Genomic DNA, 12,749 nt, shown 5'->3' with positions numbered 1-12,749 from the left:
TGCCGGGGGCCATCTTGACGACGGTGCCGGGGCCGGCCTGATCGACAGCCGCCATGAGCTCCCTGGCCGTCGTCACGGTGACCGTGGCGGCCGGGCAGTCAGCGTAGCGGTGGGTGTCGGATGCGGGTACGCGCACCGGTGCCGGGGGACGCGGGGACGCTGGAGCGGGCGCGGGGCTCGCCGCAGCATTCACGACGAAAGCGTCGACGATGCTCTTGGTGCCGCTCGAGCGAACGTCTCGTTTGCCGGTGCGGCTGATCGTGATGGTGTGGGAGCCGCTCGTCAGGTTCGTCATACTGAAGGCGGTCTTTTGATGCACGGAGGTGGCGGAATACCCGTTCACACTGGTGACCACCTTGCCATCGATGGAGACGTTGCTCTTGCCGGAGTCCTTCGTGGTGCGGGTGATATAGGCGACGCTGGTCCCTTCAAACGTCATCGACGCGCTGCCGGCACTGGATTGAAACCGCACAGATCCACCGCGATCGGCGGTGCTGCGCGCACTACGCCAGGTGCCGCTATAGCTGATCCTGGGCGAGGAACTGTCAATGACGGTGCGCGCGGTCACGGCAGCTGCCTCCTTACTGCCCGGGTTCAGCATGGTCGCGGGAGCGCCTACCGCGATGATTATGGCAGCACAGGCGATGGCGGCGATCAGGGCGTGGCGGACGAATTTCCTGCGCCGACGGAGGATGATCTTGCGGGAAAGGGCTCTGCGGGGGATGGCCACGATGGAATCCTCCAGAGAGTCGGCTTCGCGGATGGCCAGCGGGTGAGCGGACCGGGGCGGGTGCTGGTGAAGCCGTGCCAGGCAATTCATCGGGTCGTTTGATGCTGAGCCTACCGAGAGGCAAAGTCGAATCCGATTCACTTTCCTGTGAAAATGCTCAGAATGGCGGGCCCAGCAACATCGACAGCGGCATCCTCTTCTGCTGGTACCGCGGGTTCGATACGACTCACTACCGACTCAGGCTGCACCCTTCTCCGCTGCGAACCGCAGCACACGGCGGTGCAGCCCAATATTCACCTTCGCCGTACCGGCCAGCGCGAGCCGCTTCCAGTCGCGGCGACGTGCCGCGAGCAGTACGAGGCGCCAGGTCAATCGGGATCGCAACTCGGCGACGATTGCGTCGCGTTCCTCGTCATCGTACGGGCCGTTCAGTGCGTCCTTCAGGCCGGAGAGCAGCACGTAGCGGAGCCGAAAGTAGCCGTACGAGTTTGAGCTGATGATGCGGGTGTCGAGGGTGATGGCTGCCGTCGTGATGGCCTGTTCAACCAGTAGCAGAGACTCGGCCCGGCGCGACCCCGAGCGGATGATCGACCCACCGCGCACGACATAGGAGTACAGCACGTCGCTGATGAATGCCACCCGATCCGCCGCAGCGATCAGCTGGGCGACCATGGCCAGATCCGAGTGCACCCGGGCCGGTGTGAACTCAATTTCTTGGGTGAGGGAATGCCGGAACAGCTTGTTCCAGAGGTGACCGGTGAGCTCGCCGTCGAGCAGCAGGCCGAATGCTTCCGCGCCGGTGATCGGACCGGTCAGGGCCGGCGCGGCCAGCGGGCGCCGCTGACCGGGGTAGACATACTCTGCACCGCAGACGACCACGTCGGCGCCGGTGGACCGGGCCGCCGCGACGAGTTTCTCGAGGGCGAAGTCAGCCCAGTCATCGTCACAATCAACGAACCACAGAAAGTCGCCCCGGCTCTCGGCCACCGCGCGGGCCCTGGCGAGCGCGACACCGCCGTTGCGCTCCTGCTGAAAAAAGTGCACGGAGGCGTGCTCGGTGGCCGCCCGCGCGCCGATCGTGGCCGTCGCATCCGTTGAACCGTCGTCGACCACGATAATCTCGATCGCCGCAGAATCCACGGCCAGGGTCTGTTGCAGCAGTCGCTCGATGGCACCGTCTAGAAACTCGGCGGCGTTGTAAGCCGGCACGATGACGCTCACGACCGGCCGGCCGGCGGCGTGCGCCCCGTTCATGCGGTGAGCTTTCGAATGGAGCCGGTCAGCTCGTGCAATGCGGCGCGGGCCTCGACGACGTGGCGCAGAATCGGCTCCCGGCGGCTGACGACATCATTTGCCCGGCGCTCCAGTGCCGCCGGGTCCGGCAGTGTCCAGCCGATCGTCGTGCCCTTGATTCCGACCGCGTCGAGCGTGCGGGCCGCCTTCGACGGCCCCGCGTCGGCGATCACGAGGGGGAGGGCGCCCTCGGTCAGTCCGATCACGGCGGCGTGCAGCCGGTCGCTCACCACGAGCAGCGAACGCTGGTAGATGCCGCGCAGTTTCTGTTCCTGCGCGAAATGGTCGGGACTGTCCCAGACCAGGGCCGTGCCGCCGACTTTCGCGGCTAATTCTTCGGCGAGCGGCCCGTCGCGTTCGATCTGCGACACGGCTACGATGTCGAGCCCGCGGCTGTCAGCCAGACCCCGCAGTGCTTCGAGCCACGCGTCGGCGGGACGGCGCCCGTTATAGCGCACCGAGACGGCGAGGAGTGGCCGGTCGGGCGTTGACGCCAGCAGGTCCGCATCCGCTGCCCCGGTTGCGAAAGCCCAGTCGGGAGCGATGCGGCCGAGCCCCATCGTGCCGCGGCTGTACGCGTCGCGCCAGGACACGAGGTCGCACAGGCGCAGCGTCGCCGCAACCGGAAAGCGCCATCCGCTCTTCTGCCGCACTCCGAACCCGGCGTGCACGGCGTGCCCGCCGCGCAGCCGGTTGAGAGCGAGGTGTGGAGCAATGCGCAGATAGCGCAGCGCGTAGGCGCGTTGCAGCTCCATCTCCCCGGCGTTGAAGGCATAAACGGATGCCTCCCGCAGCGTCGACCGCGCAATCTCACGTCGCCATTCGGCGCTGGTGCGATACACCCGGTCTTCGTCGTGCAGGCCGAGCCCGCTCAGGTACGAATCCGCTCTGCCTCCGACGAACACCTGCAGTTCGCCGGCACCCCGCAGCGCATCCAGAAAGGCTCGCCGCAGCACGGTATCGCCGACATTGTCGATTTGGCCCATGGCCGATGTGAAGATTCTCATGCGCGCTCCGCGACCCGCAGGAGTACGCGTTCCAAGTCGCCGCCGCTCGCGTCCTCCGAGAACCGGGCGAGCCAGGGTTCGATGTGTTCGAGCGACAGGTCGGCTGCCCGCAGAATGGCATCGGCGAGGTCGACCGGATTCGCGGACAGCGCGAGCTCGCCCGTGATGCCGGGCACGATCGCATCGGCTACCCCGAGCGCCCCCGACACGGCGACCGCCGGATACCCGGCCGCGGCCGCCTCGACCAGCACGTTGCCAAAGCCCTCACGGCTGGATGTCAGCAGCGCCACAGCATTGTCACCACAGTGGTCGAACCAGTTCTCGACCCAGCCGCGATGGTGAAAGACCACGTCCTCCTGCCGGGCCGCGGCCTGCACGTCGCCGAGAAGTGGACCGCCGCCGAACGACACGACCTCCACGGCGATGCCGCGACGGGCGAGCTCAGCGGCGGCCGCGATGGCGAGCAGTGGACGCTTCTGCGCCACCAGCCGGCAAGCCAACACAATCTGAATGCCGTTGGCCGATCCGGCGCGGCGTTCCGATCGCGTCACGATCGTGCCGATACCGCCCAGCTCACTGCCCCCCACCTGTGCGTGCGCCCCCGTCGTGCCCTGCCCGCGCGGCGTGCCACGCAGTTTCGCCGTCGCCGGGTTGGCCACGACGGTGATGCGGTCGCCGCGCACCCCAAAAGCGGCCACCATTTCGGCGGCCACCGGATGCGAAATGGCGATCACGTGGTCCGCCCACCGATACAGACGTTTGGCAAACCAGATTTTCACCCGGTGTGCACGATTCGATTCCGGCAGTCCGAGCGAAACCAGGTTGCGCTCGCTGACCAGCACCCGGGGGCGCAGTCGGGCTGGCACCAGTCGGGCCGCGATCAGCAGCACCAGATTCGGGTGCGCCTGCAGGGCGATCGCGACGTCGGGCTGCCAGTCGAGCAGGCGGCGGCGCAGCGTGGTGGCCTTCCGCACGTGGCCGTGCTGCCCGGCGAGGGAGTAGGCGTCGACCCCGTTTGGCAGGTATTCCGGTCGCACCTCGGCGGCGGTGAGCACGACGCTCACCTCGTAGCCGTGGTCGGCGAGCCAGCCCATCCAGGTGCGGGCCACGAATTCTGCCCCGCCACCGTGCAGCGAGGGAATCACAAAGAGGATGCGGCGGAGCGCGGGCCGCCCGCGCGTGAAGTCGGGCGGCGGTGCTGAGGAGGGTGTCATGCGGGGCCTTGTCTGTGAGAAGTCGGGCTCTGACGCTGAGCAGGGGGTCTGGAACGCGCTGCGCTTGGCAGCACCGAGAAGTTGAGGGCGGCCAGGCGTTGAATCTCGGGCAGTCGCACGGCCAAACGGTGCCGATAGCTCTCTCGGTCGGCCAGCACCGCGAGCGCCACCGGAACCATGCGCTCCGCCAGTCCGACCCCCGGCTCGACACACAGCTCCGGCATGTCGAAGAGTCGCATCATGCCGGCGACTTTGCCCTGGGTCGATAGTGCAACGGCCGGCACTCGATGGAACATGGCCTGCACGGCGAGGTGCATGCGCCCGGACAGCACGACCTCGGCGCCGGCGCACAGCCCGCGCACTTCGGCCGGGCTGAGCAGTCGGTTCACTAGAACAACTCGGGAATCGGCGCCCTCACCCTCGGACAATCGTTCGTACACGGCCCGGCAGGCGGCCGCGTCATCGCCACTCGTGCGCACCACGTGCGGCAGCAAAACCACTCTGAGCCCCGCCTGCAGCAGCGCGGTGACGATGCGGACATACTCCAGGGTCTGGTCGAAACGGCGGCCGACCAGCGCGCTCGCGTTCACAACGGCATAGGGCGTTGGCGTGGGTCCGAGGTATTCCGTCGCGGCGAGACCGGAGCTGGTGCGGGCTGCGAACACGGCGTCGGCGACATCGACGACGTTGTGAAAGCGATCGGCTCGGGCTCTGGCGCTTGAGATCGGGTCGCGCAGCTGCAACCGGGTCCCCAGCCGGCCGGCCCGGGCGAGCGACCGGCGCACCCCGACGTTGGCGTGGCCGTTCCAGCTGAAGCCGAGGATGCGCGCGTCGACACCGACGCTGCGGGCCAGGCTGGCGACATCGGCTCGCCGCGAGGAAGCGCGCACGCTGTAGGCGCCGTCCATGATGTCGGCGCCGACGACGGTCAGCGACAGGGCGCCGTCCAGCACGGAGGCCAACGCGACCATGGCCTCTAGGTGCACTCGCCCCGTTCCGTAGATCAGGTGCGGAATCGGAACGAGCTGGGCTCGCCCGGCATGCTGTGACGGGATATGCAGGTCGCCCGCCCGCCGCACGAGCACCTGCACCGGTCCAGGAACGTTTTCGAGGAATGCTTCGACCATGGCCTGATCGCCGATATTACCCTCGCCGGGCGGGGCAACGAGCACGTGCCAGCGCTCGCTGCGCACATCGAACGGAGTCAGCTGATCGGTCGCTCGTTTTAGCGCGGCGCGATCGCGCAGATAGGGCAGAGCCGATGCCGCGGCGAACCCGTGCACGACCCGGTCCAGCCGGCGAATGAGGCGGAGCCGGATACGACCCACGGTTCGAGCGCGGGCGGGGGTACGGGAGGGTGCCAGCTGATCGGTACCCATGGCCGGGTTTGTCGTGCCCGACTTCGACGATCTCGACGACTTCGCGGAGCGCAGAAAGCTGCGGGCCTGGGTGATCGAGCGTAGATCGCGGCGAAAGCGCGGCCAGATCAGCGTGACGACACCGATCGCCGCGAGCAAGGCGACCCCGCCGAGGGCAACGCGTGCGAACGGCAGGTCGATGGGAATCCACTGCACGGCGGCCCAACTGACCGCCGCCGCGAAACCGTAACCGAGAATGGCGCGCACGCCGGCCAGGAACATGGCGCGGGCCGGGGCATTCGTTACCCGGCTGATCCACCACAGGCCCATCGGCCAGATCAGTGCGACACCGAGCGAGTACCCGGCGGCGACGCCGTAGACGCCCCAGAGGGAGCCGAGCAGCACGAACGCGACGAGCAGCGGCCGGGTCGTGAGGGCGAAATACAGGTTCTGCTTGGTGGCGCCCTTCGACAGGAACACCCAGTAGGTGGCGTAGGCGGCCGCTTCGAAGAACCCGGCGATGGCGAGAATCTGAAAAATCGGGGCCGAGCCGAGCCAGGTATTGCCGAGGGCGATGCTAATAATGGGCAGGGCCTGCGCGCAGGAGAATGCAAGCACAATGGTGACCGCATGCAGCATGATGGTCTGCCCCAGCAAAATGAATCGGTCGTATCTGGGTGGGTCGTCTTGCAGACGGGCCAGGACCGGCAGGGCCACCCGGGTGGACGGGCCGTTGATCTGGTTGAGCGGCAACAGCAGCAGCTGGAATGCCCGGTTGTACAGGCCGAGCGGGCCAGCGCCGAGCGTCGCGCCGATCACGATCGTGTCGGTATTGCGGCTGGCATAGCCGAGCAGCTGGGTGCCGGCGAGATTCGATCCGAACATGATCAGGTGCCGCATGGGCGCTTTGCGGTGATACCAGCCGGGAAACCAGTGGGTGACCGGGATGAGAATGATGATGGTGAGAAGGCCCTGGCTGATCTGCTGTCCGGCCAGAGCCCAGTATCCGAAGCCGTTCAGCGCCATCGCGATGCCGATGACCAGGCTGCCGACCTGCGCTCCGATCTCCGACCCGGCCAGGGCGACGAAGTGAAAGTTGCGGTTGAGGTGCGCGCGAAACTGCGTCGCGAGGCCGTTGAGCAGAAACGAGCCGGCGAGCACCTGGGTGAGGAGGACGAGCCGATCGTCGCCGTACAGGGTCGCGATCAGCGGGCTGCAGAGCACCGCGAGAAGCATGAGCGCGAGCCCGATCAAACTGTTGATCCAGAACAGGTTGTCCTTCTGGTGGCGGCTCAGGTCACGCACCTGTATGGCGGCCGACGACAACCCGAAGTTGCGCAGCACCTCGCCGACGCCGATGATCGCGGCGACTGACGCGACCAGCCCGTAGTCGCTCGGAGTGAGCAGCCGCGCGAGCACGACGATACCGCCGAGCTGCACCCCGATGCGAATGAGCTGGCCGACCAGGGTGGTTGACGCGCCCCGCCCGGCAGTGCGGCCGAGGCCTGCCGTCGAGCGGGGTTTCTCGGGGATGTCGGGGGAGGGAGGCGGAATCGTCGCGGTCATCGGATACTCCGCACGTCGCGCACCGTGCGCCCGGTCAGCTGCAGGGCCTGCAGGTAGGTTCGATAGCTCTGCAGGCCGAGCGTTTTCCAATCCCGCCCGGAGAGCCGCGGTTGCGGGTGGGAGCAGGCTGCGCGCGTCCGTTCGAGGGTGTCGCGCAGAATTTCGGGCGTGAGCTCGCCCTCGTAGAGATAGATCCAGTCGGCGCCGACCTCGTCGGCCAGGGCCCGGTTCGACGGTGTCGATGGCACGAGCGCCGGCCGATCAAGCGAGAGCGTTACGAGCAGAACGCCGGAATTGTGCATTTCGCGATACGGCAGCACGACCAGTTCGGCTTCGCCGACCTCGACCACCAGTTCGTCGTCGGAAACGAAGCGCAGCGCCGAGCTGATGCGTGCGTCCCGCGCGGCTTCGGTGGTGATGATCTCGCCGAGCCCGCTCGATGGTCGACCCACAATGCGCAGCGACAGGTCGAGGCTGGGCAGCGCCTGAAAAACCTGCAACAGCGTTTCGACACCCTTGTACGGTCGGATCAACCCGAAATAGAGGATGCGCCCTGGTACGGTATCCGGCCGGCGCATGCCACTGAAACGGTCACGATAGTGGCCATGCAAAATGGTGACCGCTCGGGACTCGGGTTCCACCGGTGTGGTCGGGTTGAGGCGAATGACGAGCGCCGTGTGGGCGTCGAGCGCGTCGAGCGCACGGGTCTCGGCGTCGTGGCCGGCTTCGTGTGGAGTCAGGTTGTGTGCGGTGCGCACGATGGGAATGCGCTGCAGTCGGGCGCGCAGCAGCAGTGCGTAGAGCGCTCCGCGGCGCAACCGGGCCTTCAGCGGTCGCGGCGCGCGAATGAGCAACTCGGGCCAGTGCACGTGAAAAATGTCATAGTGACCGAGCAGTGCCGTGCGCCAGGAGAAGAAACGCATGGTCACCGCATCGGGTGCGCCTTCGACCACCTGGTTGACGTACCGCGTGGTGCCGTCGGGCGCACTGAGTGATTGCAACACGGTGATACTTGTCGCGCTGATTTTCGTCACACCAGTACTCCTCACGGGCCGGTTGTAATGTTCGGCAAGAACCTGAGAATCTGTCGGCTTAGCGTAGCGTGCGATCTGCGAACGCATTAGAGCCGCGCATACCCCCGTTTGGGGCGTGCAGATAACGCGTGACGCACGGCAGGTTCGAGTGGCGGGGCGGCATCTTCTCGCGTCGGATTCAGGGCGAGAATGAGCAGGCAGCCGAGCAGCAGGTGCATCGGGCGTAGCGCGTCGATCGCGTTGAATCCGGCGATGCACACCGAGTATGCCACCAGGGCAGCTGCCGCTCCGACCGCCCGACGTGACAGCGCGTGCGCGATGGCCGAGCCGATCATGAGCAAGAACAGCGCCAGTCCGGGCAAACCGATACTGATGAGCAACTGCAGCATCGAGTTCTCGATGGTGACGTCGTCGAACAGGCGCCCGGTGATTCCCGAGGTGCCAGGGCCTGACCCGATCCAGCCAGTCAGATTCGCGGCCTGCAGCGACACCCAGACGCCCAGGTCGCGCGCTTGCGACGACAACTCGGCCTCGAGGGAGTTGTTGCGGGCGGTGAAGGCGTCGAATTGAAACAGCCCCACGACGGCGGCGACGATGAATACTGCGAGCAGGGCGAATTTGCCCCAACGCTTGTCACCTCGCAAGACGAGCGACACCGTGTAGGCGAAGCCGATCGCGATGGCCGCGGAGAGAAGCGCCCCGCGGGAGACGGTAGCGACGAGCCCGAGCCCGCTGAACACGGCCGCGGCGAGGGCCGGTTTCGAGCTCTCCTGCAGCCAGATGCCAACGGCGAGGGCGCAGGCCACGGCAAAGAACAAAGCCGCGAAGAGCGGATGCCCAAATGACGCGTCCGCCCGATACACCGACCAGTGCTGATGGTCGGTGAGACCGAGCGCGGTGAAGAAGCCGCCCCAGATCGGGTTGAAGCGCAGTAAACCCTCGAGGAGGGCATAGGCGCCGAGCCAGGCGCCGAGCAGCAGCCAGGCCCGGCGAATCCAGTAGGCCTCGCGGGTACTGGCACCGATACAGAGCGGCAGTAGCACGGCCGCGCTGAAACTGATCATCCAGCCGAGGCTCGCCTGCAGATCGGTCGTGCGCGCGAGGGTGAACAGGGTCCAGATTAAAAAGAGCAGCGCAAAGTAGCGGGTGGCCGATCGGAAGGGGGCGGGTGGGGTCGCGGTGCGGGCATCCTTTTTCGCCGGCAGCAGTCGCCGCAATGCCCAGATGACGATGATCATGGTGGTGATCGGCAAGGCGCCGATCGGACCGTCCTGCGGTAGAAGACGGGACGGAATCAGCGCGAACGCGACGAGAGCGACCGCAGGAAGGATGTGCACCGGCAGCAGAAACAGAATCAGCACCGCGGCAACGCCGAGCAGCGCGAGCAAAATCACGGTGATGCCCAGTGTAGGAATAAATCGCGGCAGCACAGCGCTCGCCACAAGCACGAACACGGCGGCGAGCACGACAATAGCGACCGGCGTGCTGCGCAATCGGCGCTGGGTGGAATTGAACATCGGCCGCCTCTTCGGGGGTGATGGCGCAGTCGGATGGTGCAGTGGATGAAGCGATAACGCAGCACGCTGCGAATAGCCGCAACGATAACACGTGATTTTTCCTCAGCGCCAGCCTGGCGCTGGAAAACGATCATTTGGGCGGATCGTTGCACAGCCGCAGGCGGTCGAAACGGGAATCTTCCCTGCCGGTCGACTCGTTCGCCGCCGGCCAGGGTCAACAGGCGGGCGCGATCCGGGCCTTCACGAATCCGGCATCCTGGTAGACGAACTGGTAGGCCCACTTCAGCGGATCCATCGGCTGCCGGGCGCCGATCACTAGGAGCGTGCCCGCGTAGCACTGGCCGATCTGCACCCGGGCCCGGCTCACGTGATAGCTCGAGGTGACCACGATCACCCGGTTCCAGCCGCGTTCGATCGCGAACGCGGCAATCGCTTCGCCCTCGCCGCTGGTCGACGTGCGGTGCGGGCGGAAGCACTCCACTTGGATCGCCGTGCCCGGCACCGGCACCGGGCGTGCACACAGATGCGCCGGGCGGGTATCGCTGCCGAAGGCGTCCGAGATCAGGATGCGCCCGCTGTAGCCGGCTTCGGCGAGAGCTACGGCTTTCTGAACAACAGCGGCGCTGCCGAGCCCACCGAGCACCACGATGACATCGACGGGGATCGGTTGGTCTTCCCGCGGAAACATGACGGTTCGAGTGGTGACGGCCAGCAGGCCGACGGTCAGCAGTACCAGGCCGGTGACCACCACGAGCGCGCGCTGCCGACGCCGGGCAGATCGGTGGGGCGATGTCACTCGTTGCGCGGCAGCACCGGCTCTGCTGCATCTGCTGACGCCGCTGAAACGGATGCTGCGGTCCCCGCCGCCACCTCCCTCGCCGCCACCTCCCTCGCCGGCGCACGACCGGAGAACCAGGTCGGCACGGCGAACCCGTAGCGCAGCACCGGCAGGTCGCGCACGAGGCGCCAGACCAGCAGCGAGGCGGCGACCGCGCCACCGGCCACGAGCAGGGGGAGCGCTGGGCCGAGGCGGTCGAGCCACGTCTGGCCGCGCGCGAGAAGCAGCAGGCTGGTCAGGGCCGAGACGAACAGAACATGAACGACGTAGATCGGCAGAGTGTTGCGGCCGACGTAGGACAGCCAGGTCATTGCCCGATAACCGACCAGAAATCGTGCTACAAGAAGGCCAGCGCCCAGGGCGAGCAGGCTCACCAGCACCAGTGTGCCAGTGATGAACGGCATCCCCGCGTCGACGGTGAGAATGACGCCGGCCAGCACGAGGAACGCCACGCCGAAACCGAGGCCGAGCCCGAGGGCGCCGAAGCGGCTGGGCCGGTCGATGAAGGAGAGGATCCACTCCCGCAGATAGCAACCGAGCAGAAAGAACAAGAAGTAGCGACCGATGCCGTTCCAGGCGATGTTGCCGGTGTCGGCGCGGGCGAAGAACAATACCGACAGCATGGCAGCGCCGCCGATTTGCACCCGCCAGTCGACGCGGTTGCTCATGAGTTTGGCGGCGACGAAGAACAGGGCGAGGGCGTAGAGGAACCAGAGGCCGTTGCTGGGCCGCACCGGGGCGAGCAGCAGGTCGATCGGGTTGGTCTCGTCGAAGCCGGCAGGATTTGCGAACAGGGAGAAATACCCGAAGCGGATGAGCGTCCAGAGGAGCAGCGCCCAGACCAGGAGGCTCAGCCGGGTGCGCCAGAGTGTGGGCCAGGTGCGTCTGATGATCGAGGCGGCGAACAGACCGGAGGCCAGGAAGAACAACGGCATGCGAAACACGATGAAGACCAGGTTGATCTTGTTCCACAGCTCAGGGGCGAGGCCGGAAAGCACCGTCCACTGCACCGCGTGCGCGAGGGCGACGAGCAGAATGGCGATGCCCTTCGCGCCGTCGACCCAATCGACCCGGGTTCGCTCGACCGCTGCCCCTGTGCTCACTCAGTACCTCCCGGCTAGACCGACCACTGCGAGAAGGTTTTGATCATGTCGGTGTGGGCAAAGCCCGGAGTCTCGTGTCCGAGCGTGTGGTACATGACCTGGGTGTCGGCGGCCACCGACGCGATCTTGGCGATCAACGCCAGGCCGTTCTTGCTGGGCACGACAACGTCGTCGGGGTGTGCGCTATCGGAGACGAGCACCTTGACCCGGCTGTTGGTCCACGGTGTAGCGCTGATGCGTGCCGGGTTGGTGCCCTTGATCAAAGTGAGATCGTTGCCGTAGGCATCACCCACGCGCGCCTGGTTCTTGGTGTCGTAGGCGTAGAGCCACTCGTTGTCGTAGAGTCCGTTCACCATGTACAGGCCGCGAATGTACGGTATGAGCTTTTTGCCGTAGGTGTAGCAGCCGAGAGATCCGCCAAAGGAGGTGGCTCGGAGAAAGTTGCGGCGCACGGTGTAGAGCGAGTTCAGGTACGTCCAAGCGTTCTTCTGGGCGGTCGTGGCGATGGAATTTGTGTATTGGGTGCCGCCAGCGTTGATGCAGATGGCAATGGTGTTCTGGTCGACGACAAGTTCGCCGGGGTACTTGAAGCCGCCGTTGAGCGCGTTGTGCGAGCTGGAGGCCGCGTGATAGAACCACACCGCACCTACCGAGGCTGCCGACTTCATCGAGATCGACTGCGGGATGAACAGACGTGCTCGATCGCCGCCGATGTCCACTTCGACATTGTCGTAGAGGTTCCTGCCCTTCTGGGTGAGCACATTTGACAGGCGCGACACCTCTCCGGGTAGCTTCGGAGCGGTGGCAGCGAAAGCGGCGGGCGCACCGAACGCACCGAAACCGAGCGTGGCTGCGCCAGCAGTTGACAACGTGAGAAACCCTCGACGATCCATGCTGGAGAAGGTAGCAGACAGAATCGATGACGTCCAACTCGAGTATTGTCTTGGCTCGATCGTGCGCGGGGAACGCTGCGGCGTGGGCCAGACTGCGCTCAGTCTGAGGATGGCGACCTGCCACGATTGTGCCGGCCAACTCCCGGTCTATGCCATCGGAGGGTGGTCAGCGCCGGCGAGCGCATGTTTAATGACA

The 12,749-nt window shown here is 66.2% G+C and carries 10 protein-coding genes; all 10 read right to left on the bottom strand.

Annotation, left to right across the window (positions count from 1 at the left end; translation table 11 throughout):
• On the bottom strand, positions 1-730 hold a 730-nt coding region (locus E3T50_RS06065), incomplete at its 3' end, for a hypothetical protein (RefSeq protein ID WP_134551043.1).
• Positions 731-967: 237 nt separating this feature from the next.
• Complete coding sequence (locus E3T50_RS06060; protein WP_134551042.1) at positions 968-1,984, bottom strand: glycosyltransferase family 2 protein; 1,017 nt, start codon at positions 1,982-1,984, stop codon at positions 968-970.
• On the bottom strand, positions 1,981-3,030 hold the full coding sequence (locus E3T50_RS06055) for a polysaccharide pyruvyl transferase family protein (protein ID WP_134551041.1): 1,050 nt from the start codon (positions 3,028-3,030) through the stop codon (positions 1,981-1,983). Before E3T50_RS06055 ends, E3T50_RS06060 begins: the two co-directional genes overlap by 4 nt.
• Positions 3,027-4,244 carry a glycosyltransferase gene (locus tag E3T50_RS06050; protein ID WP_134551040.1) on the bottom strand — a complete coding sequence of 406 codons (1,218 nt, stop codon included), beginning with the start codon at positions 4,242-4,244 and terminating at the stop codon, positions 3,027-3,029. The genes E3T50_RS06055 and E3T50_RS06050 overlap by 4 nt, the downstream gene beginning before the upstream one ends.
• Complete coding sequence (locus tag E3T50_RS06045) at positions 4,241-7,168, bottom strand: oligosaccharide flippase family protein (protein ID WP_134551039.1); 2,928 nt, start codon at positions 7,166-7,168, stop codon at positions 4,241-4,243. Before E3T50_RS06045 ends, E3T50_RS06050 begins: the two co-directional genes overlap by 4 nt.
• Entirely contained in the window at positions 7,165-8,202 is a 1,038-nt protein-coding gene (locus tag E3T50_RS06040) for a glycosyltransferase family protein (protein ID WP_198417955.1), read from the bottom strand. Before E3T50_RS06040 ends, E3T50_RS06045 begins: the two co-directional genes overlap by 4 nt.
• Positions 8,203-8,288: 86 nt before the next feature.
• Positions 8,289-9,719 carry an O-antigen ligase family protein gene (locus tag E3T50_RS06035; RefSeq protein ID WP_134551037.1) on the bottom strand — a complete coding sequence of 477 codons (1,431 nt, stop codon included), beginning with the start codon at positions 9,717-9,719 and terminating at the stop codon, positions 8,289-8,291.
• A gap of 214 nt (positions 9,720-9,933) precedes the next feature.
• The gene (locus E3T50_RS06030; RefSeq protein WP_166784216.1) at positions 9,934-10,470 is read right to left on the bottom strand and encodes a YdcF family protein; all 537 of its coding nucleotides are present in this window, start codon (positions 10,468-10,470) and stop codon (positions 9,934-9,936) included.
• A gap of 41 nt (positions 10,471-10,511) precedes the next feature.
• Positions 10,512-11,660 carry an acyltransferase family protein gene (locus E3T50_RS06025; protein WP_134551035.1) on the bottom strand — a complete coding sequence of 383 codons (1,149 nt, stop codon included), beginning with the start codon at positions 11,658-11,660 and terminating at the stop codon, positions 10,512-10,514.
• Between the two features lie 14 nt (positions 11,661-11,674).
• Complete coding sequence (locus E3T50_RS06020) at positions 11,675-12,553, bottom strand: hypothetical protein (protein WP_134551034.1); 879 nt, start codon at positions 12,551-12,553, stop codon at positions 11,675-11,677.
• Positions 12,554-12,749: the final 196 nt, after the last annotated feature.

The sequence above is a fragment of the Cryobacterium gelidum genome (assembly GCF_004403985.1).
In the GTDB taxonomy this organism is placed as follows: domain Bacteria; phylum Actinomycetota; class Actinomycetes; order Actinomycetales; family Microbacteriaceae; genus Cryobacterium; species Cryobacterium gelidum.
This window is presented reverse-complemented; position numbering and strand designations above follow the sequence as displayed.

What these genes read in the sequence shown, in the direction of transcription:
- E3T50_RS06060 (WP_134551042.1), bottom strand. Translation starts at nt 1,984, where the DNA reads ATGAACGGGGCGCACGCCGCCGGCCGGCCGGTCGTGAGCGTCATCGTG.
- E3T50_RS06055 (WP_134551041.1), bottom strand. Translation starts at nt 3,030, where the DNA reads ATGAGAATCTTCACATCGGCCATGGGCCAAATCGACAATGTCGGCGAT.
- E3T50_RS06050 (WP_134551040.1), bottom strand. Translation starts at nt 4,244, where the DNA reads ATGACACCCTCCTCAGCACCGCCGCCCGACTTCACGCGCGGGCGGCCC.
- E3T50_RS06045 (WP_134551039.1), bottom strand. Translation starts at nt 7,168, where the DNA reads ATGACCGCGACGATTCCGCCTCCCTCCCCCGACATCCCCGAGAAACCC.
- E3T50_RS06035 (WP_134551037.1), bottom strand. Translation starts at nt 9,719, where the DNA reads ATGTTCAATTCCACCCAGCGCCGATTGCGCAGCACGCCGGTCGCTATT.
- E3T50_RS06020 (WP_134551034.1), bottom strand. Translation starts at nt 12,553, where the DNA reads ATGGATCGTCGAGGGTTTCTCACGTTGTCAACTGCTGGCGCAGCCACG.